General features: G+C 71.7%; 15 protein-coding genes. 6 read left to right on the forward strand and 9 right to left on the reverse strand.

The window, feature by feature from the left end:
* Positions 1–7 precede the first annotated feature (7 nt).
* Positions 8–1,840, forward strand: a complete 1,833-nt coding sequence (locus JNB62_RS08880; RefSeq protein ID WP_220300504.1) for a peroxidase family protein — start codon at positions 8–10, stop codon at positions 1,838–1,840.
* On the opposite strand, the gene JNB62_RS08885 is transcribed toward JNB62_RS08880, so the two are convergent.
* Positions 1,827–2,600: an NUDIX domain-containing protein gene (locus JNB62_RS08885; RefSeq protein WP_220300505.1), complete on the reverse strand. Its 774-nt coding sequence runs from the start codon at positions 2,598–2,600 to the stop codon at positions 1,827–1,829. The genes JNB62_RS08880 and JNB62_RS08885 overlap by 14 nt on opposite strands.
* Positions 2,601–2,710: 110 nt before the next feature.
* On the opposite strand from JNB62_RS08885, the gene JNB62_RS08890 reads away from it, so the two are divergent.
* Both JNB62_RS08890 and JNB62_RS08895 read left to right on the forward strand, forming a co-directional pair.
* A complete protein-coding gene (locus tag JNB62_RS08890; RefSeq protein WP_308291761.1) occupies positions 2,711–3,274 on the forward strand; it encodes a SipW-dependent-type signal peptide-containing protein in 564 nt (187 codons plus the stop codon).
* Positions 3,275–3,355: 81 nt separating this feature from the next.
* Positions 3,356–4,606 carry a signal peptidase I gene (locus tag JNB62_RS08895; RefSeq protein WP_220300507.1) on the forward strand — a complete coding sequence of 417 codons (1,251 nt, stop codon included), beginning with the start codon at positions 3,356–3,358 and terminating at the stop codon, positions 4,604–4,606.
* A gap of 13 nt (positions 4,607–4,619) precedes the next feature.
* On the opposite strand, the gene JNB62_RS08900 is transcribed toward JNB62_RS08895, so the two are convergent.
* The 4 genes from JNB62_RS08900 to JNB62_RS08915 all read right to left on the reverse strand — a co-directional run bounded on the left by JNB62_RS08900 (position 4,620) and on the right by JNB62_RS08915 (position 8,520).
* Positions 4,620–5,804, reverse strand: coding sequence for an MFS transporter (locus JNB62_RS08900; protein WP_220300580.1), 1,185 nt, complete (start codon positions 5,802–5,804; stop codon positions 4,620–4,622).
* Positions 5,805–5,923: 119 nt separating this feature from the next.
* Entirely contained in the window at positions 5,924–6,241 is a 318-nt protein-coding gene (locus tag JNB62_RS08905) for a thiamine-binding protein (protein ID WP_220300508.1), read from the reverse strand.
* 76 nt (positions 6,242–6,317) lie between these two features.
* Complete coding sequence (locus tag JNB62_RS08910) at positions 6,318–7,565, reverse strand: hypothetical protein (RefSeq protein ID WP_308291762.1); 1,248 nt, start codon at positions 7,563–7,565, stop codon at positions 6,318–6,320.
* 121 nt (positions 7,566–7,686) lie between these two features.
* A complete protein-coding gene (locus JNB62_RS08915) occupies positions 7,687–8,520 on the reverse strand; it encodes an ADP-dependent NAD(P)H-hydrate dehydratase (RefSeq protein WP_220300509.1) in 834 nt (277 codons plus the stop codon).
* Between the two features lie 38 nt (positions 8,521–8,558).
* Between JNB62_RS08915 and JNB62_RS08920 the strand changes: the two genes are divergently transcribed.
* Positions 8,559–9,626, forward strand: coding sequence for an NADH:flavin oxidoreductase/NADH oxidase (locus tag JNB62_RS08920; RefSeq protein WP_220300510.1), 1,068 nt, complete (start codon positions 8,559–8,561; stop codon positions 9,624–9,626).
* 120 nt (positions 9,627–9,746) lie between these two features.
* On the opposite strand, the gene JNB62_RS08925 is transcribed toward JNB62_RS08920, so the two are convergent.
* Positions 9,747–10,805: a hemolysin family protein gene (locus tag JNB62_RS08925; RefSeq protein ID WP_220300511.1), complete on the reverse strand. Its 1,059-nt coding sequence runs from the start codon at positions 10,803–10,805 to the stop codon at positions 9,747–9,749.
* The gene (locus JNB62_RS08930) at positions 10,802–12,133 is read right to left on the reverse strand and encodes a hemolysin family protein (RefSeq protein ID WP_220300512.1); all 1,332 of its coding nucleotides are present in this window, start codon (positions 12,131–12,133) and stop codon (positions 10,802–10,804) included. Before JNB62_RS08930 ends, JNB62_RS08925 begins: the two co-directional genes overlap by 4 nt.
* 179 nt (positions 12,134–12,312) lie before the next feature.
* Here JNB62_RS08930 and JNB62_RS08935 point away from each other — a divergent pair, with 179 nt between their 5' ends.
* A complete protein-coding gene (locus JNB62_RS08935) occupies positions 12,313–13,188 on the forward strand; it encodes an LLM class flavin-dependent oxidoreductase (protein WP_220300513.1) in 876 nt (291 codons plus the stop codon).
* A 195-nt stretch (positions 13,189–13,383) separates the two neighbouring features.
* Here the strand turns inward: JNB62_RS08935 and JNB62_RS08940 are convergent, their stop codons facing one another.
* Positions 13,384–14,856 (reverse strand): GMP reductase, encoded by a 1,473-nt coding sequence (locus JNB62_RS08940; RefSeq protein ID WP_220300514.1) that lies wholly within the window; start codon positions 14,854–14,856, stop codon positions 13,384–13,386.
* 177 nt (positions 14,857–15,033) lie between these two features.
* On the opposite strand from JNB62_RS08940, the gene JNB62_RS08945 reads away from it, so the two are divergent.
* Entirely contained in the window at positions 15,034–18,768 is a 3,735-nt protein-coding gene (locus tag JNB62_RS08945; protein ID WP_220300515.1) for a multifunctional oxoglutarate decarboxylase/oxoglutarate dehydrogenase thiamine pyrophosphate-binding subunit/dihydrolipoyllysine-residue succinyltransferase subunit, read from the forward strand.
* Between the two features lie 90 nt (positions 18,769–18,858).
* Here the strand turns inward: JNB62_RS08945 and JNB62_RS08950 are convergent, their stop codons facing one another.
* A complete protein-coding gene (locus JNB62_RS08950; RefSeq protein ID WP_220300516.1) occupies positions 18,859–20,229 on the reverse strand; it encodes an APC family permease in 1,371 nt (456 codons plus the stop codon).
* Positions 20,230–20,296 lie beyond the last annotated feature (67 nt).

Below are 20,296 nucleotides of genomic sequence, written 5' to 3' on the forward strand. Positions count from 1 at the left end.
GTCAGCCATGACCAGAGAAGACACGACGGGCGCCGAAGCGGCCGCCGACGCCTTCCGCGCGCAGCCGTTCCTGCGTGCCCAGCTCCACCTCGACGGCGACGGCGCAGACGCTCCGCGGCCGGACGGCGACGGCGACCGCGGCAGGGCGAGGCCCGGGCTGCACGGCGGCGACGCCGAGATCGCCGCGCCGAAGACTCGGCGCATCGACAAGGCCCTGCGCAAGGAGGCCGAGGCGCTGCCGCCGGCCCCGCGCTTCGGGGTCGACGCCGTGCTCGAATCGATCGCGGCGGTGCGTCCGCGGGTCGATCAGGACGAGCTGCCCGTCGACGTGCGCGAGTCGCTCGTGCACCTGCGCGGGCCGGTCGCCCGGTTCCACGGGGCGAAGTTCTCGCTCGGGTACTTCCCGTTCCCGTCGTTCGCGTCGGACTGCGCCGACAGGTTCGGCTACCTGACGAAGCCCGCGACACGCAGTGCGAGCCGGCTGCCGGTGAACGCCGCCAACCGCGCGCTCCTCGAAGAGCTCGGCCGCGCCATGGGTGACACGGGTGCACCGGCCGACGACTCCGTCACCCCGTCCGGCTACACGTATGTGGGCCAGTTCGTCGATCACGACATCACGCTCGACGTGTCGTCGGCGATCGACGCTCCCGCGATCGTCGACGCGACGACCATCAACAACATGCGCTCGCCCGTGCTCGACCTCGACAGCGTGTACGGCAAGGGTCCCGCCCTCGACGCGTTCCTGTACGAGCCGCCGCGTCCTGGCGAATCGCCCACGGCCTTCCGGCTGATGGTCGGCACGAATCTGCCGTTCGGTCCCGGCGGAGCGGGAGGAGCGGCAGGTGATGCCGGGATGCTCGAGCACACCGACTTCGACGTGCCCCGGACGGCCGCGAAGACGGCGATCATCGGCGATCCGCGCAACAACGAGAACCTGATCGTGTCGCAGCTGCACCACGCGATGCTGCGGTTCCACAACGCCGTCGTCGACACGCTCATCGCCGCGTCGTTCAGCGGCGACGTCTTCATCGAGGCGAAGCGACTCGTGACGCTGCACTACCAGTGGGCGGTGCTGCACGACTTCCTCCCCCGCATCTGCGGGCAGGCTGCCGTCGATGCGGCGGTCGCGAGCGTGACGCCGGGCGGCAAGACGTTCCGGATGCCCGTCGAGTTCTCCGTCGCGGCCTACCGGTTCGGGCACAGCATGGTGCGCAACGACTACTGGCTGAACTTCGCGCTGCGGACCAAGCCGATGAGCGACGTCTTCGCGTTCATCTCACCGGACCGCACTCCGGTGTTCTCCAACTGGGTCGTCGACTTCAACGCGTTCTTCGAGACCGGCATCCCGGTGCCGGTGTTCAATCGCGCGCGCAAGATCGACACGGCTCTCGCCCCGGCCCTGGAGGACCTCGACGGCGACGGCACCACGAGCGCCATGATGGGCGTCCTCGCGGCTCGCAACCTGCTGCGCGGCCTCGTGCTCGGTCTGCCGAGCGGGCAGGCCACGGCCGCCGAGCTCGGCGTACCCGTCCTGACACCGGCGGAGCTGACGTCCGGACTCGGTGCGGCCGAGACGGCTGTGCTGAACAAGGACGGCGGACTGCTGCTGTCGAAGACGCCGCTGTGGTACTACCTCCTGCGGGAGGCGGCGGTGAAGGCCGGGGGCGAGACGCTCGGACCCCTGGGCGCCAAGATCGTCGCCGAGACCTTCGTGCGCCTGCTGCGCCGCGACGCGCTGTCGATCCTCAACGTCGCGTTCGCTCCGAGCCTGCCCCGCAGCAACCCGGCGACGTTCACCTTCGCCGACCTCGTGGGCGTCGCGGGCGTCACCCAGCCGTGAGGCCGGAGTCCGTGCGGGCGTAGCGCCAGGGCAGCCCGCCGATCTCCAGGCGATGACGGGACGTGGATGCCGGACCCCCGGCATCCACGTCCCATTCGGCGTCGCCCTGCCACAGCAGCAGCGGCCCCTCGGCGCCGCGGCGGGCGACCGTCTCGAAGCGCTGCACGCCGGCCAGACGCGCGGCGTCGATCGCGGACGCCGCGTCGGGGTGCGAGGCGAGCCCGTGCAGCGTCACCCACGTGGGCGGGTACAGCGTGAGCTCGCCGCGCCCGTGCCGTTCGAGAAGGTCTGCCGGCTGCGCCCACTGCGCGGCAACGGCCTCGTCCGGCGACAGTGCGATCCGGCCCGCCGGCGCCGCGGCCACGAAGAACCACGTGCGGATCCGCAGCGCGAGCCCGGGCGGCGGGTCCCACACCGACAGGGTCTGCAGCGCCATCGGGTCCAGGACGAGCCCCGTCTCTTCGCGCGTCTCGCGGGCAGCGGCACGGCGGGCCGCGCTCTCCTCCGGATCGTCCGCCCCGAGCCGGTCACCGTCTTCGAGCCTGCCGCCCGGGAACACCCACGCGCCCGCGAACGAGCCGCGATCGGGCCGCTCGATCACGAGGACCTCGACGCCGGGCGCGGCATCGCGCAGGAGCACGACCGTCGCCGCGACCGGGATGGACGGATCCGTGGCATCACCGGGAACGCGCGGGCGGGACGACGTCACGGAGTCGGCGACGGCACGCAGCGCGCGGTCGGAAGGCGTCGGGTGCGGCATCCGCTCACTCTAGCCACGGCGGTCGCCGCGCCGACCTGGCTCTTCCGCACGGTCGTCGTTGTCGCTAGCCTCCCCCCAAGGGGGAAATGCAGGACGACCAGGAGGAAATCGTGGGAACCGCTGCACGGTCAGGTACTGACCGCACCACCTTCACGCGCCGCAAGATCTACGCCGTACTCGCCGGAGGCCTCGTCCTCGGGGTCGGCGCGGCGCTCACGCTCGCCGCGTGGAACGACTCGGAGTTCGCGACCTCCGACTTCGCCGCCGGAACGTTCGAGTTCCAGGGCTCGACGGACGGCACGACGTGGGCCGACCACCCCACCGAGGGCGAGGCCGCGTCGCTGACGTTCAGCACCGGCTTCGACAACCTCGCGCCGGAGGACGTCGTGTACGCCCCGTACGCGCTGCAGCTGACCGCCGCGAGCACGGTGTCGGCGGACCTCACCGCCGTCGCGCCCGTCGTCACGGGTGACCTCGACGGACTGCTCACCTTCGCCTCCGTCGCCACCGCGACATTCGGCTGCGACGCCACGGCCTTCGCCGGGGGCACGGCTGTTCCGGCGACGATGGCCCCGGGCGACATCGTCTACCTGTGTCTGCAGGTCACCGCCGGTGACGTCGGACAGGGCGACACCGGCACCGCCGTCTGGCAGTGGGACGCGGTCTCGCAGTGACCGCTCCGAGCAGGTGACGGTGACGTCTCGCAAGCGCGGGACGGCCCCGATGCGCTCACGGGCGTGCGCGGGGAGCTCGGGATGAGCGCCGTCACGCGGCACCTCTCCCGCGCGGGACGCATCGTGCGCGAAGTGCTCCTCACGTGCGCGGCCCTGGCCGGAACCGTGTGCATCGTGCTGGCGATCCTCGCCTTCACGGGCGGCTACTCGCTCATCATGTTCAAGACCGGATCCATGTCGCCCACGATCCCAGCGGGCTCCGTCGCGCTCGTTCAGAAGGTTCCTGCCGCCGACCTTCACGTCGGGGACGTGGTCACGGTGGATCGCGACGATGCGCTGCCCATCACGCACCGCATCACGAGCATCGGCGAGGGCGGCTCCCCGTCCGAGCGCGTCCTCACGATGCGCGGCGACGCGAACGCCACGGACGACCCGCTGCCGTATACCGTGACCGAGGTGCGGATCGTGCGCGGCTCTGTGCCGCACCTCGCGCCGGCGATCGCCCAACTCGGCAATCCGTGGATGCTGGGCGGCTTGACGATCGGTGCGGCCCTGCTGGTCTCGTGGGCCTTCTGGCCGCGTCGGGCGACGAGGAGGGATGCGGATGCCGTGGCCGGCGCGCATCCGCGCGCGGAGGCTCCCGACCCGGAGTCGGGCGAGAACGATGAAGGGGACCCCGCGCGCACCGCACCCGGCGGCTCGACGCGGCGCACACTCGTCGTGATCCTCGTCGCGGGCGCGACACTCGTGCCGGCGTGGACTCTGGCAGCCGAGCCCGCCGCGGCGGCGCCGTACCTCGTCATGAGGTCCGACCTCGAAGGCGCCGGTGTGCAGCAGCTCGACCCGATCGAGCCGCTGTACTGGCATGTCGACGTGGATGCGGGGGCCGCGCCGGCCGACGGCGACCTCGACGTCGCATTCTCGTCCACGGGCGATCCGGCGTTCCGGCTGGCGGCCGAGGTCCGGTCCTGCGCGAGCGCGTGGGCCTCGGATGGGAGGTGTGCGGCGGATGAGTCGCTGCTGTTCCCGCGGGCGCCTCTGCCAGCCGACGGCGTCTGGCGAGGACTGTGGGCGTCGACGACGCCGGGAACCGTCCATCTGCGGATCGCCCTGACAGCGGATCCCGTGGACGCTGCTGCCGGCGACGCGGGCGCGTCGGTGACGATCAGAGCCACGGCGGCCGGCGAGACCGCGGACTCCGGCATGGACGGAAGCGCCGACCTGCCCGCGACGGGTGGCACGTCCCTCGCGCTGTTCGCCGCGCCCGCTGCCGTGCTCATCGGCATCGGAGTGGCGCTCATCGCCCGCCGGCGCGTCGGGCGGCTCGCGTAGCGGGATGCCGCGCCTACGCGCCGACCGGCGCGCGACGCCTTTCGGCCACCAGGCTCGCCGCCGCGATCCCGAGACCCGCGAGGGCCAGCGCCACCCCGACCCAGGCCGGCGCGACGAAGCCCCATCCGGCGGCGATGACGAGCCCGCCGAGGAACGCGCCGAGGCTGTTGCCGATGTTGAGCGCCGAATGGTTGAGCGCGGCCGCGATGGACTGGTTGTCCTGCGCGACGTCCATCAGGCGCGTCTGGATCGTCGGACTCAGCACCGACGAGACGAAGCCGATGGCGAACACGAACAGCGCGAGCGCCCAGATCCACTGCGCCGTCACCGCCAGGAGGGCGAGCACGAGGGCGAGCCCGATCAGGCCACCGACGAGCGTCCTCTTGAGGTTCACGTCCGCGAGGTGCCCGCCGACCAGGTTGCCGATCGTCATCCCCACGCCCATGAGCACGAGGACGATCGGCACGACCCACTCGGGCGAGCCGGCGACCTCGGTCACCATCGGGGCGACGTAGCTGTAGACGGCGAAGAAGCCGCCGAACCCGATCGCGCCGACGCCGAGGGCGAGCCACACCTGGCCGATGCGGAACACCTTGAGCTCGGCGCGCATCGTTCGCGTGGGGTCTCCGGGATGCTCGGGCACGAAGAAGGCGATGAGCACCGTCGCCGCGAAGAAGATGGCGGCCACGACCATGAACGCCGCGCGCCAGCCGACCTGCTGGCCGAGGAACGTGCCGAGCGGCACCCCGACGACGTTCGCGACGGTGAGACCGGTGAGCACGAACGCAACGCCCTTCGCGCGCATGCCCGGGCCCAGGACCTCCGCAGCCACGAGCGCGCCGATGCCGAAGTAGGCGCCGTGCGGGAGCCCGGCGAGGAAGCGGGATGCCGCGACCCACTCGAACGTCGGCGCCACGAAGGTCAGCACGTTGAAGACGGTCAGCGCGAGCGCCAGCCCGATCATCACGCGATGCCGCGGGTACTTGGCGACCGCGCCGGCGATCGTGGGCGCGCCGACGACGACGCCGAGCGCATACAGCGAGATCAGCCAGCCCGCCTGGGCGATGGCATCCTCGGGACTCGTCGCCCACACTGCCGGCAGCAGGTCTTCGGCGATGTTCGGCAGCAGACCCATGACGACGAACTCGGTCATGCCGATGCCGAAGCTGCCGACGGCGAGGGAGAGGAGCGCCCACATCGCCGCACCCCTCGTCAGGTTCGAGGAGGTCACCCCGTCACGTTAGCGGCGGTCGCGGCATCCTGTCGAATCGATTCGGACACGCACGGCAGATATCCAGCGGCACCGTGTGCAGCGGCTCAGGAGTCGTCGCCCTGCCGCTCGATCGCCGCCTCGAGACGCTCGATCTTGGCATCGAGCTCGCCCGTGTAGCCGGGGCGGATGTCGGCCTTCAGCACCAGCGAGACACGCGAGCCGTAGGGTGCGACGGCGTCGGTGGCGCGCTTGACGACGTCGAAGACCTCGTCCCACTCCCCCTCGATCTCGGTGAACATCGAGGTCGTGCGGTGCGGCAGACCGCTGTCGCGCACGACCTTCACGGCCGCGGCGACGGCGTCGTGCACCGAGCCGTCGGCACGACCCGTGCCACTGGGCGCCACCGAGAACGCGACGAGCATGACGAACCTCCGCAGATCAGGGACGACGGGATGCTACGCCTCGTGCCTCGCTCCGCGCGAGTGCCGCCGCCGCTCTCTACTCTGGCACGCTCTCGACGGCGGCCGAGCCCGCGGGCCCCTTGCGCGCGGCCGTCCCGCGGCCAGGGACGGGGACACGGACGAGCAGCACGAGGACCCACGCGAACAGAGCGACGAGCAGCACATTGCGCACCACCAGGAGCCCCACCGCTGCCGGCACGAGCACCAGGATCGCGTCGTAGAAGAACGGGAAGATCAGCTGCGTCACGGCGAGGGTCAGCAGCACGAGCACCGCCGGACGCCACCACGCGCGCCGTCGCAGCACGAGTCCCACGACCAGTGGCGCGATGATCCATGTGAAGTACTGCGGCGACCCCACCTTGTTGAGCACGATGAAGCCCAGCACCAGCGCGGCGGCGAGCGGCGGGAACAGCGCTGCGAATCCCGCACCGCGCCACGCCTTCACGGCGCCCATGGCGGCGATGGCCAGCATCCCGACGATCAGCACCGGCGTCATCGCGGCGATCACGCCGTGGGCACCGGGCCCGACGACCTGGAACGTGATGATCTCTTCGTCATAGCGGATCGCCGCCCCCGGCACGCCGCCCATCGCCATGAGGACGAAGACCGTGCTGACGGGCGCCTCCAGCTGCAGGCCGCGCGAGGTCTGGTCGCCGACGAAGCCGAACAGATGCGCGCCGCCGCCGAGCACCAGGACGATCGCGACGGCGACCACCGACACGACGACCGCACCGCCGACGATCACGAGCCGCCGACGCACCGCGATGACGGCCGCAGCCAGCAGGGCCGCCGGCCACACCTTGATCCACGTGGCCACGGCGAGCAGCACCGAGGCGAGCCAGGGCCGGCCGACCAGCCAGAGCGATCCGAGGATCGCGAGCGGCACGGTCACGGCGTCGAGCCGGAACATCCCGACACCGCCCAGGGCGAGGATCGCGGCGAGCCAGAACCACGCCGCCGACAGACGCCCGCGGGAACGGCCGCGACCGACGAGCACGGCGAAGGCCGCGGCATCCATCGCGGTCACCAGCAGTCCCCACGCGAGCGTGTAGTCGATCGCCGGGCTCACGGCGCCGACCAGCAGGATCGGCACGTGGGCGAGGATCGGGTACACCCACCCCTCGGTGATGCCCGGTATCGCCTGCCCGCTGAGCGTGCGGCCCGCCCACCAGCGGTAGAGCTGGTCGACATCCCACGAGGCGGCGTGGTCTCCGGTGAAGCCCAGCCAGATCACCATGGCGTGGACGAGGGCGAACGCGACCCACACCACCGCCCGCCGAGACACCCCACCATCCTAGGGAAGGGGTGCCCATCGCCCGGCCCGATGCGAGTCCGCGGGCCATGCCCCGGCGAGTGGATGCCGCCTCCCCCGGCCGCGAGAACCTCCGACGACGCGCACCCGGGCGTCAGCCCGCAAGCACCTCCGCGACGGCCTGCGGCAGCGCGTGGGCGACGTCGAGCGCCGTGATCGGCCGGTCGCCGGACGAGGCGATCGTCCCGGACCGGCCGTGCAGCCACGCCCCAGAGGCGGCCAGCGCCGCGAGCGCCGCGCCGTCGACCGCGCCGGCCTCGGACGCCGCGGCTCCGGCCACGAGGGCGCCGATGACGCCGGCGAGCACGTCGCCGGTGCCCGCCGTGGCGAGCCACGGCGTGCCGGCCGTCACGCTCGCGGTCCATCCGCCGGGCGCGGCGACGACGGTGGCGGCGCCCTTGAGCAGCACGACCGCGCCCGTCGCCTCGGCCGTCTCGCGCGCCGCGGCAGCGCGGTCGGCACCGGCCGGCCCGAGGCCGAGCGCCGTGCGCAGCCGCGCGTGCTCACGGTCGTGCGGAGTCAGGATGCGGGGCGCCGTGGCTTCGTCCTCGACCGCGAGGTCGAGCGCCCCGGCGTCGGCCACGACCGGGTCGGTGTCGCTCAGCACGGCCCGCAGCGCGGCCGTGTCGGAAGGCGTGCGGGTCGCGGCATCCGTACCGGATCCGATGACCCACGCCTGCACGCGACCCTCGGCGGTCACCGTCTCGGGGCGACGGGCGAGCACGAGGTCGGCGGCGCGAGAGGCGCCGAGGAAGCGCACCATGCCGAGGCCCGTCCGCCACGCGGCCTCGACGCCCAGCACGGCGGCGCCGGGGTACGCGGCCGAGCCCGTCCGCATGCCCAGGACACCTCGGGAATACTTGTCGTCGGCGGCTGTCGGCCGTCGCAGGGCGTGCGCGGCATCCTCTCGCGTCCATTCCCGAACCATGCGGTCACAGTACCGCCGCCCCGACGCGAAGGACCCCCATGAGCCGCCTGTTCACGCCCCTGACCCTGCGCGACGTCGAGGTGCGCAACCGGCTCTGGGTGTCGCCGATGTGCCAGTACAGCGCGGTCGACGGCGTTCCGCAGGAGTGGCACCACACGCATCTGGCGCAGTTCGCCTCGGGCGGCGCGGGGCTCATCGTCGCCGAGGCGACCGCTGTCGTGCCCGAGGGGCGCATCTCGCCGCGCGACACGGGTCTCTGGAACGACGCCCAGCGCGACGCGTGGGCGCCGATCGTGGCCGCGATCCGCAGCCGCGGTGCGGTGGCCGGCGTGCAACTCGCCCACGCCGGGCGCAAGGCGTCGACGTGGTGGCCGTTCGCGCCGCAGCGCGGCAGCGTGCCGGCCGAGGACGGCGGCTGGACCACCTTCGCGCCCTCCGCGATCGCGTTCGAGGGCTTCGCCGAGCCGGCGGCCCTCGACCTCGCCGGCATCGACCGTGTCGTCGAGGCGTTCGCCGCGGCGGCCCGGCGGGCGGTCGACGCGGGGTTCCAGGTGCTCGAACTGCACGCCGCCCACGGCTACCTGCTGCACCAGTTCCTGTCGCCGCTGTCTAACCGCCGCGACGACGAATACGGCGGCTCGCTCGACAACCGGGCACGCCTGCTGCTGCGGGTGCTGGACGCGGTCCGGGATGCCGCACCGGGGGTCCCCCTGATCGTGCGGTTCTCGGCCACCGACTGGGCCGACGACGGGTGGGACGCCGACGAGACCGTGACCGCAGCCCGCTGGGCCGCCGAGCACGGCGCCGACTTCTTCGACATCTCCAGCGGCGGTCTCGTCGCGCACCAGCGCATCACCACCGGCCCCGGCTACCAGGTGCACCTCGCCGAGCGCGTGCGCAGGGAGGCGGGCGTGCCCGTGAACGCCGTCGGCATGATCGACGACGCCGCCCACGCCGAACGCGTGCTCGCCGAGGGGTCCGCCGATGCGGTCATGGCCGGGCGCGAATGGCTCCGCGACCCGCACTACGCGCTGCGCGCGTCCGTCGAGCTCGGCGCCGACATCGACTACTGGCCGGCGCAGTACCTGCGGGCGCGGCCTGCATGACGCCCGGTCGTTGAGCGAGCGAGGAACGAGCGAGACGAAACGCATCCGTCGCGAGGCGAGCACGGCTGCCGGCGCGTTCAGGGCGTCTCGTCTCGCTTCGCTCGCTCGACGACCCGGAGGTCAGTAGCCGCGGCGGCGGGTGGCGTCCTGCACCTCGCCGATGAGCTCCTCGATGATGTCCTCCAGGAACAGCACCGCGGTCGTGCGGCCGGCGTCGTCGCGCACCTGCGCGAGGTGGCGTCCGGCGCGGCGCATCACGGCGAGCGCGTCTTCGAGGTCGGTGGATTCGAGCACCGGCACCATGTGGTGGATGCGCTTGGTGGGGATGGGGCGGGCGACGTCGGTCGCGGCATCCGGTCCCTCCGCTGCGCGCAGGATGTCCTTCAGGTGCACGTAGCCCACCGGCTCGGCGGCCTCGTCCACGATCACGTACCGCGAGAAACCGTGCTTCGACACGGCGCGCTCGATCTCGTCGGGTGTGACCGCCTCCGGGAGGGTCACGAGGTCGGACAACGGCACGGCGATGTCGGCCGCCTTCTTGTCGGTGAACTCGACGGCCGCAGCCACCGTACCCGCCGCGTCGTTGAGCACGCCCTCGATGCGCGACTGGTTCACGATCGTCGCGACCTCTTCGAGGGTGAAGGTCGAGGCGGCCTCGTCCTTCGGCTCGACGCGGAACAGGCGCACGGTGTGGTTGGCGATCCAGTTGAGCGTCACGATCACGGGGTGGAAGATCTTCGAGACCCACACCAGCGGGGTCGCGAGCATGAGCACCGCGCGGTCGGGCACCGAGAACGCCAGGTTCTTCGGCACCATCTCGCCGAACACGACGTGCAGGTACGACACCAGCAGGAGCGTCACGGCGAACGCGACGCCGTCGACGAGCGCCTCCGACCAGCCGGTGAGGCCCAGCGGCACGGCGAGCAGGTGGTGGATCGCCGGCTCCGACACGTTCAGGATCAGCAGCGAGCAGATCGTGATGCCGAGCTGGCTCGTCGCCAGCATGAGCGTCGCGTGCTCCATGGCGAACAGCGCGGTCTTGGCCGACCGCGACCCCTTCTCGGCGAGCGGTTCGATCTGCGAACGGCGCGCCGAGATGACGGCGAACTCCGCGCCGACGAAGAAGGCGTTGGCGAACAGCAGCACGACCAGCCATACGATTCCGGCCCAGTCGCTCATCGGCGCTCACCTCCCTCGGCGCCGTCGGCATCGTGGGGCATCGGCCGCGGCGTGAAGCGCACCCGGTCGACGCGCCGTGCGTCCATGCGCTGCACCTCGAGCGTCCCGTCCTCGATCTCGACGCTGTCGCCGACGGCGGGGATGCGCTCGAGCACGCTCATGATGTAGCCGCCGACGGTGTCGTACACGTCGCCCTCGGGGATCCGGATGCCGGCGCGGTCGCGCACCTCGTCGGGCCGCAGCTCGCCGGGGAACAGCACGGTGTCGTCGACGCGGACGATACCCGCGCGGCGGCGATCGTGCTCGTCGAGTACCTCGCCGACGATCTCTTCGACGAGGTCTTCGAGCGTCACGACACCGGCCGTGCCGCCGTACTCGTCGACGACGATCGCCATCTGGTACCCGCGGGCGCGCAGCTCGGCGACCAGCACGTCGAGGTGCACCGCCTCCGGGAAGCGCAGCGGCTCGGTCGCCAGCGCTGCCGCCGGCACGTCGGCGCGGCGCTCGCGCGGCACGCTCACGGCGGCCTTCAGGTGCACGATGCCGGTGATGTCGTCCATCGAGTCGTCGTACACGGGGAAGCGGCTGTGCCCCGTGCGGCGCGCGAGCTGGATGACGTCCTCCGCGGAGTCGTCGGCGGCGAGCGCGTGGATGCTGGGCCGCGGCGTCATGACGTCGGCCGCGGTGAGCCGCGCGAACGTGAGGCTGCGGTCGAGCAGAGACGCGGTGTCCTCCTCGAGCACGCCGGCGCTGGCGGAGCGGCGGACGAGGCTCGACAGCTCCTCGGCGGTGCGCGCGCCCGAAAGCTCCTCCTTGGGCTCGACGCCCATCGCCCGCAGCACGCCGTTGGCGCTGCCGTTGAGCACCACGACCGCGGGGCGGAACACCGTGGTGAACGCCACCTGGAACGGCATCACGAGCTTGGCGGTCTGGCGCGGCACGGCCAGCGCGAAGTTCTTGGGCACGAGCTCGCCGAGGATCATCGAGAAGACCGTCGCGATCGCGACGCCGATGATCGCGGCCAGCGGGCGCGACACCCCGGCGGGCACGCCCCACGCGTCGAACACGGGGGCGAGCAGGTTCGAGATCGCCGGCTCCATCGTGTAACCGGTCAGCAGCGTCGTCAGCGTGATGCCCAGCTGTGCGCTCGACAGATGGGTCGAGGTGATCCGCAGTGCGCTGATCGTCAGCGACAGCCGGGACTCGCCGGCGGCCTGACGGGCCTCGAGGTCGGCGCGGTCGAGGTTCACGAGCGCGAACTCGCTCGCGACGAATAGACCGGTCCCGACGGTGAGCAGAAGCCCCACGCCCAGCATGACGTAATCCATCACACATCACCCCCGTTCGTGCGGGAGTCGGGTCGGTGGGGCGAGGGTCTACAACTAGGGGGGTCGTCCATCGTGCCGAACAGTCTACGGCAGGCTCCGCGCGCACGACCGGGAGATCCGGGATGCCGCGGCCGCCGGCATCCACACATCCGAGGCCGATGCGGTGGAACGATGGCGGCATGGCACTCGACAGGATCAGCGTCGTGATCCCCCCGGTGGGCGCATGGCGCGAGCAGGAGCGGTGGTATCGCTGGGCCGACGACGTCGGCTACGACGTGGCGTACACGTACGACCACCTCACGCACGCGACGGCGCCCGGAATGTGGCTGAGCGAGGCGTTCACGACGCTCACCGCGGCGGCAGGAGCGACAGAGCGCATCCGGCTCGGCACACTGGTGGCGTCGGCGGTGTTCCGCACGCCCGTCACGCTCGCCCGCATCGCGATGACGGTGCAGGACATCACCGGCGGTCGGCTCGTGCTCGGGCTCGGAGCCGGCGCGCCCACGTGCGCCCTCGCCCACCACGGCGTGCGCGAAGACCCGCGCGCCATGGCGGCGCGGTTCGCCGACGTCGTGCGCGGCTACACGGCGGTGCTCGACGGGGCCACCGACTGGGAGGGCACGACGCTGTCGTTCCACGGCCTCCAGACGACCGCCGCTCCGGAGGGCGCGTCCCGGCCCGAGCTGCTGCTGGCCGCCCACGGCCCGCGGGCGCTCGCCCTGGCGGCCGCGCACGCCGACACGTGGAACACCTACGGCGGGCCCGGATCCACGGCGCTCAATCCCGAGGAGTACTGGGACCTGCTGGCCCGCCAGGCCGACGGCTTCGCGCGTGCGTGCGCCGACGCCGGCCGCACACCGGGCGCCGTGCGGCGCTCGCTGCTGCTCGGGTTCGGTCAGGTGCGGCCCACCGCCGGCGTCGACGCCTACCTCGCCGCCGTCGAGCGCGCCGAGGCGCTCGGGTTCGACGAGCTCGTCGTGTACGCCCCCGACTCCCCCGCCGGCATGGGCTCCGACCCCGGCGTGCACGAGCGCGCGCTGTCGCGCCTGCGCTGACGCCGCGGTTGGACCTTGGGGGCCCCTCTCTCTCGGTTCGCGCTGTCGAAATCGGCATCCGCGCCCGAAACCAACAGCAGCGCATGCCGATTTCGACAGCGCGATACCCGCGCCATCACCGGCCGCAGGCCAGCGGCGGGCTCCGACGGGTCCAGCGCGGAAGGAGTGGATGCCCGGCGCCCGGCATCCACTCGCTCACCAGCTGACGGGAAGCGCCTTGCCCTCTTCGTAGCCGGCGGCGGACTGGAGGCCCACCCGCGCACGATCGTGGAACTCGGCGACGGTCGACGCGCCCGCGTACGTGAACGACGAGCGCACGCCCGACGTGATCATGTCGAGAAGGTCCTCGAGTCCCGGACGCAGCGGGTCGAGGTAGATGCGCGACGACGAGATGCCTTCGGCGAAGAGCTCCTTGCGCGCCAGCTCGTACGGGTCGAGGCGCCCGAACCGCTCGTGCACGGCTTTCGTCGAGGCCATGCCCCACGATTCCTTGTACGCACGACCCGACTCGTCCAGCTGCAGTTCGCCCGGCGCCTCGATCGTGCCGGCGAACCACGAGCCGATCATGACCGATGCGGCACCGGCCGCGAGCGCGAGGGCGACATCACGCGGGTAGCGCACGCCGCCGTCGGCCCACACGTGGGCTCCCATGACACGGGCCGCTTCGGCCGTCTCGAGCACCGCCGAGAACTGCGGGCGCCCGACGGCGGTCATCATGCGCGTCGTGCACATGGCGCCCGGCCCGACGCCGACCTTGAGGATCGTGGCGCCGGCGGTCACGAGGTCGTGCACGCCCTCGGCGCTGACGATGTTGCCGGCCGCGATCGGGATGCCGAGATCGAGGTCCGCCACGGCGCGCAGGGCACGCAGCATCCCCTCCTGGTGTCCGTGCGCGGTGTCGACGACGAGCACGTCGACGCCCGCGGCCGCCAGCGCCTCGGCCTTCGCGGCGACGTCGCCGTTGATGCCGACGGCGGCGGCCACGATGAGGCGTCCGGATGCGTCGACCGCGGGTCGATAGAGCGTCGAGCGCAGCGCGCTGCGGCGCGACAGCGTGCCGACCAGGTGACCGTGCTGCAGGACGCACACCGTCTCTGCCTCTGCCGCGACGATCACGTCGAACGCGTGCCGTGCGCTCTCGATGTCGTCGGCGTCGACGGACGCCGCGCGGCCGCGTGCCAGATCGCCCAGGCGCGCATCCGGCAGAGCGGTGCCCAGGCGCGTGGCCGGCACCACGCCGAGGATGTCGTCGGCGTCGACGCGGCCGGCGCTGCCGGCGCCGGCATGGGCGTCGGCCACGACGATGCCGTGCCCGTCGGTCGGGGGCAGCAGGCGCGCAGCATCGGCGACGGTCGCGTCGGGCGGGAGCACGAGCGGAGTGTCCCACTGCACGGGCTGCGCCTTGACCCACCGGATCGCCGCGTCGAGCTCCTGCAGCGGCATGTCCTGCGGCAGCACGCCCAGGCCGCCGCGCCGCGCGAGGGTCGCCGCCAGGCGGGCACCGGTCACGGAGTTCATGTTCGCCGAGACGAGCGGCAGCGTGGCGGTCGTGCCGTCGCCCGGCGCCAGGTCGACGTCGAGACGGCTCGTGATCGCCGAGCGGCGCGGCACGAGGAAGACATCCGAGTACGTCAGGTCGACATCGGGGGTTTCGCCGTAGAACTCCATGACTGCCAAGGGTAGTGACAGTTGCTGTGGAGCGAATGATGCGCCATCTTTCAGCTTCGCGCCACCCGTTGGCCGGGACGGTGCGCGTGGACTGGGCTAGGCTTAACCGATGCGTGTCCAGGCGTCAGCAGCCTGCGCGCTACCCACAACTTCACCGATGAAAGCAGGCGATTCAGCGTGTCGAGCCAGGTGACGGGCGTCGGGGTTTCGAACGAAGGAGAGTTCGGAGCCAACGAGTGGCTCGTCGAGGAGCTGTACGAGCAGTTCAAGATCGACCGGAACTCCGTCGACAAGGCGTGGTGGCCCGTCCTCGAGGCCTACCACCCGGCCGACGGCACGGCGACGGCGGCTCCCGCCGCGACGGCGGCTCCGCCCGCCGCGGCGGTGTCGGAGGCGCCCCCGACGACGCTGCCCGCGAACGCCGAGCCCCGACCGGTGACCGCCCCGATCCCCGTGATCGGCTCGCAGCCGGTGGCCCGCACCACCGCCCGTCCGGCGGCGCCGCAGCCGATCCCGGCACAGGCGCCCAAGGTGCAGCCCTCGTCAGCCGACTCGCCTGCCCCCGAGGCCGACGTCGTCACGACCCTCAAGGGCATGCCGAAGACCCTCGCGGCGAACATGGACGAGTCGCTCACGGTGCCCACCGCGACAAGCGTGCGCACCGTGCCGGCGAAGCTGATGATCGACAACCGCATCGTCATCAACAACCACATGGCGCGCACGCGCGGCGGCAAGGTGAGCTTCACGCACCTCATCGGCTGGGCGCTCATCCAGGCGCTCAAGGAGTTCCCGAGCCAGAACGTCTTCTACGCGGAGATCGACGGCAAGCCCTCGGTGGTCGCCCCCGCGCACGTCAACCTGGGCATCGCGATCGACCTGCCCAAGCCCGACGGCACCCGCGCCCTGCTCGTGCCGAGCATCAAGCGCGCCGAGCAGCTGACGTTCAACGAGTACCTCACGACGTACGAGGACCTCATCACCCGCGCCCGCAACAACAAGCTGACCGCGGCGGACTTCCAGGGCACGACGCTGTCGCTCACCAACCCCGGCGGCATCGGCACCGTGCACTCGGTGCCGCGCCTCATGAAGGGCCAGGGCTGCATCGTGGGCGCCGGTGCCCTCGAGTACCCGGCAGAGTTCCAGGGCGCGAGCGACAAGACGCTCAACGAGCTGGCGATCGGCAAGACGATCACCCTCACGAGCACGTACGACCACCGCGTCATCCAGGGCGCCGGGTCGGGCGAGTTCCTCAAGAAGGTGCACGAGCTGCTCATCGGCCAGCGCGGGTTCTACGAAGACATCTTCGCCGCCCTGCGCATCCCCTACGCGCCGATCCACTGGGCCGCCGACATCAACGTCGACCTCGCCGAGCGCGTCGACAAGCAGGCGCGCGTGCAGGAGCTCATCAACTCCTTCCGCGTGCGCGGCCACCTCATGGCCGACATCGACCCGCTCGAGTACGTGCAGCGCACACACCCCGACCTCGAGATCGAGAGCCACGGCCTCACGTTCTGGGACCTCGACCGCGAGTTCGTGACGGGCGGCTTCGGCGGCAAGCGCCAGATGAAGCTGCGCGACATCCTCGGCGTGCTGCGCGACTCGTACTGCCGCACCATCGGCATCGAGTACATGCACATCCAGGACCCCGCCCAGCGTGCCTGGTTCCAGGAGAACGTCGAGGTCAAGTACCAGAAGCCCGGCCACGACGAGCAGCTGCGCATCCTCGACAAGCTGAACCAGGCCGAGGCGTTCGAGACGTTCCTGCAGACGAAGTACGTCGGCCAGAAGCGCTTCAGCCTCGAGGGTGGCGAGTCGCTCATCCCCCTCCTCGACGAGATCCTGCAGGGCGCCGCCGAGGCGGGCCTCGACGGGGCCGCGATCGGCATGGCCCACCGCGGTCGCCTGAACGTGCTGACGAACATCGCCGGAAAGACGTACAGTCAGATCTTCCGGGAGTTCGAGGGCTCCGTCGCGATCGGCTCGAAGAGCGGCTCGGGAGACGTGAAGTATCACCTCGGCACCGAGGGCACCTTCGTCGCCGACAACGAGTCCGAGCTCCCGGTCTACCTCGCCGCCAACCCGTCCCACCTCGAGACGGTCGACGGCGTGCTGGAGGGCATCGTCCGCGCGAAGCAGGACCGCAAGCCCATCGGCAGCTTCACGTGGCTGCCCATCCTCGTGCACGGCGATGCCGCGTTCGCGGGGCAGGGTGTCGTCGTCGAGACGCTGCAGATGTCGCAGCTGCGCGGCTACCGCACCGGCGGCACCGTGCACATCGTGGTGAACAACCAGGTCGGCTTCACGACGACACCGACGGACGCGCGCACGTCGGTGTACGCGACCGACGTCGCCAAGACGATCCAGGCGCCGATCTTCCACGTGAACGGCGACGACCCCGAGGCCGTCACCCGCGTGGCGCAGCTGGCGTTCGCGTACCGCGAGCGGTTCCACCGCGATGTCGTCGTCGACCTCGTCTGCTACCGCCGCCGCGGCCACAACGAGGGCGACGACCCGTCGATGACGCAGCCGCTGATGACGAACCTCATCGAGGCCAAGCGCTCGGTGCGCCGCCTGTACACGGAGGCCCTGGTCGGTCGCGGTGACATCACCGAGGAGGAGTACGAGAAGGCGAAGCAGGACTTCCAGAACCGCCTCGAGATCGCCTTCGCCGAGACCCACGCGGCCGAGACCGGCTCGTCGCCGGTCGTCGTGCCGGATGCCGCCGCCGCGGAGCCGGCCAGCGGCCAGCCCGAGACGACGGGTGTCTCGCGCGACGCGATCAACCTCATCGGCGACACGTTCGTGAACAAGCCCGAGGGCTTCACGGTCCACGCGAAGCTGCAGCAGCTGCTCGAGAAGCGCCTCGACATGAGCCGCAACGGCTCGATCGACTGGGGCTTCGGCGAGCTGCTCGCCTTCGGCTCGCTGCTGCTCGAGAAGACCAACGTGCGCCTGGCCGGTCAGGACTCGCGCCGCGGCACGTTCGTGCAGCGTCACGCCGTGCTGCACGACCGCGCGAACGGCCAGGAGTGGATCCCGCTCACGAACCTCGCGGACGACCAGGGCAAGTTCTACGTCTACGACTCGCTGCTGAGCGAGTACGCGGCGATGGCGTTCGAGTACGGCTACTCGGTCGAGCGCGCCGACTCGCTCGTGCTGTGGGAGGCGCAGTTCGGCGACTTCGCCAACGGCGCGCAGTCGGTGATCGACGAGTTCATCTCGTCGGCCGACCAGAAGTGGGGCCAGCAGTCGAGCGTCGTGCTGCTGCTCCCCCACGGCTACGAGGGCCAGGGTCCCGACCACTCGTCGGCGCGCATCGAGCGCTACCTGCAGCTGTGCGCGCAAGAGAACATGACCGTGGCGCGCCCGTCGACCCCGGCGTCGTACTTCCATCTGCTGCGTCGTCAGGCCTATGCGCGCCCGCGTCGCCCGCTGGTCGTCTTCACGCCGAAGGCAATGCTGCGTCTGCGCGGTGCGACCAGCCCGGTCGAGGACTTCCTCACCGGCCGGTTCGAGCCGGTGCTCGACGACGACCGCGGCGTCGACAAGTCGGCCGTCAAGCGCGTGCTGCTGCACGCCGGCAAGATCCACTGGGATCTGCGCGCCGAGCTCGACAAGAACCCGAACCCGGCCGTCGCGCTCGTCCGGCTCGAGCAGTACTACCCGGCTCCGATCGACGAGCTCAACGCGGTCATCGACTCGTACCCGAACGCCGAGCTGGTGTGGGTGCAGGACGAGCCCGAGAACCAGGGCGCGTGGCCCTTCATCGCACTGGAGGTCGTCAAGCACCTGAACGGCCGGACCATCAGCCGCATCTCGCGCGCCTCTGCGGCGTCGACCGCGACGGGTTCGCCCAAGGTGCACGCCGCCGAGCAGGCCGCCATCCTCCAGGAGGCTCTGACGGTCTCGTGACCCGATGACGACGTCGATCCGGCCCCGGACGCCCAGCGCTCGCTGAGGAGCCCGGGGCCGGATCGCGTCAGGCCAGGGCCGACGTCGTCTTCACCCCGACGTCCGGCCCGGCGCCTCCGAGACGGCCGATGCGACCACCGCCGCGTCGGCCCCCGCACCTTGCGCCTCCGGCGCGGCATGTCGGGCCTCACCGTCGGCACGCGGCGTGCGCCGGAGCCTCCGCCACACCGTGACGACGATCGCCGCGAGGGCGAGCGCGGCAGCGGGCAGCAGGTTGGCGCCGGCGAGGAACAGCAGCCCGACCGACAGCACCGCCGCGACGGCCGCCATGAACCAGCCGGCGGTGAATCGCGGCAGGATGAGCGTCGCGGCGATCATGCCCACGGCGTAGATCGACACCATGTTGCTGGTGTGGATGAGGATGAACGTCTGAACCTGGCCGCCGGTGGCCAGTGCGATCGCCAGGTACGACATCGCGATGACGAAGAACAGCAGCAGGGCGCGCCGGGGGATGCCGCCGGCCTCGGCGCCGGGAGCCAGAACGCGCGGCAGATCGCGGTTGGCGGCGAGCGAGGCGCCGAGCTTGCCGAAGGCCGCGAGGTAGGAGTTCAGCACCCCGAGGACGACGATCGCTGCCACGACCCCGACGGCGGTGCGCCCGACACCGGGGGCGACCGCGTCCGCGAGCGCGAGAAGGGGCACCGCCCCTTCGCCGGCGCGGTCGCCGAGCACGCCGACCGTCACGATCTGAAGGAGAAGGTAGGCCAGTCCGGTGACGACCAGCGCGATCGCGGTGGCGATCGGGATGATCCGCCGCGGATCGCGGAACTCCCCCGAGATGTGGGTGCCGACCTCCCACCCGGCGAACGCCCACACGAACAGGCTGATGGCCGTGCCGACCCCTGCCCACCCGTGCGGCAGGAACGGCTCGAACCTCGACGCCTCCGTCGCCGGGAACGCGGCGCTCACGAGCAGCACGACGATCGCGACGAGGAGCCCGGTGAGCACGAACTGCACCCATCCCGCGACGCGGACGCCGAGGAGGTTGATCGCGAACGGCGGCAGCACGATGACGATCGCGAGCAGCGCGACCGCCGATCTGTCGAGGTGCAGGATCGCGGTCAGGTACTCGCCGCCGAGGATGGCGAGCACGGGGAACCCCGCGCCGACGCCGAAGAAGAACCAGTAGCCGGTCGCGCGCGCCGCCGTCGGTCCTAGGGCGCGACGCACGTAGCTGGCGACCCCGCCCGGATCGGGGTAGCGGGCGGCGAGCGCGGCGAACGTGCCGGCGAGCGGCACCGACAGGACGATCACGGCGACCACGGCGACGATGGATGCCGGTCCCGCGACGTCTGCCGCCAGCCCGGGCAGCACGAGCAGTCCGGTGCCGAGCACCGATGCGATGTACAGGGCGGTTCCCTGCACGATGCCGAGGCTGCCGTGCGGATGCGTCGAGGTCACCGCTCAAGTGTGGCGGCGGCATCCGACGTCCGCGTCGGCTGCCTCGGCCGTTCCCGCGCGCTTTCCT

This window comes from Microbacterium jejuense (assembly GCF_019511665.1).
GTDB classification, from domain to species: Bacteria; Actinomycetota; Actinomycetes; order Actinomycetales; family Microbacteriaceae; genus Microbacterium; species Microbacterium jejuense_A.